At 73.8% G+C, this 1,190-nt stretch carries 1 protein-coding gene; it reads left to right on the top strand.

Annotated features, from left to right (window positions below):
* Positions 1-32: 32 nt before the first annotated feature.
* Positions 33-1,190: FliI/YscN family ATPase (locus tag ACOADB_RS22530; protein ID WP_378603906.1), on the top strand; the 1,158-nt coding region annotated here is incomplete at its 3' end.

Raw genomic sequence — 1,190 nt, 5'->3', positions numbered from 1 at the left:
GAGGCCCTGGGCCGGGTCCGCGAGGTGCTGTCATGACGCGCGAGTTGGGGTTTGTCACCCCCGAGTTGGGGCTTGTCACCCCCGAGTTGGGGCTTGTCGACCGCGCTCGTGCGGCTGCCCGCCCGCTGCACCTGGGCACCGTCGCCGAGCTGGTCGGCCTCCACCTCGAAGTCCGGGGCCTGGGTACGGCGGCCGCTGGCGACCTGCTCGAGGTTCGCGCGGCTGCCGGGCCGCTGCTCGTGGAGGTCGTCGCCCTCCGCAACGGCGCGGCCATCTGCCTGCCCCTCGGTCCGACGACCGGGGTCCGCGTCGGCGACCTGGTCCGCTCCACCGGCGGTCCGCTGCAGATCCGGGTCGGCGACGCCCTGCGTGGCCGCGTGCTCGACGGACTCGGCCGACCCGTGGACGACGGCCCGCCGCTGGACCTCGTGTCGGGCCTCGAACTCGTCTCGACCGAGCACACCACCCCGAGCGCCCTGTCCCGGCCGCGCATCACCGAGCCGCTCGGCCTCGGCGTCCGCGCGATGGACGCACTCGTTCCCGTCGGTCGCGGCCAGCGCCTCGGCATCATGGCCGGCTCCGGTGTCGGCAAGTCGTCGTTGCTGTCGATGATCGCCCGCGGTACGGATGCCTCGGTCAACGTGATCGCCCTCGTGGGCGAGCGTGGGCGCGAGGTCCGGGAGTTCATCGAGGCCGACCTCGGCCCGGAGGGCCTCGCCCGTTCGATCGTCGTGGTCGCCACCTCGGACGCACCCGCCGTCGAGCGCCTGCGCGCTGCCTTCACCGCCACCCGGATCGCCGAATGGTTCCGCGACTCCGGCCGCGACGTCCTGCTGATGATGGACTCGCTCACCCGCGTCGCCATGGCGCAGCGCGAGATCGGCCTCTCCGCCGGCGAGCCGCCCGCCACCCGCGGCTACCCGCCCAGCGTCTTCGGCCTGCTGCCCCGCCTCCTCGAGCGCGCCGGCACCGCCAGCAACGGCTCGATCACCGGTCTCTACACGGTTCTCGTCGAGGGCGACGACCTCCAGGACCCGATCGGCGACACCGCCCGCTCCATCCTCGACGGCCACGTGGTGCTGTCCCGCGAGCTCGCGACGTCCGGGCACTTCCCCGCCATCGACGTCCTCGAATCGATCTCGCGGGTGCACCGCGCCGTCACCACCCCCGAGCAGCAGGCCGCTGCTGGC

Source organism: Nocardioides sp. CPCC 206348 (assembly GCF_048654705.1).
Taxonomy (GTDB): domain Bacteria; phylum Actinomycetota; class Actinomycetes; order Propionibacteriales; family Nocardioidaceae; genus Nocardioides.
This window is presented reverse-complemented; position numbering and strand designations above follow the sequence as displayed.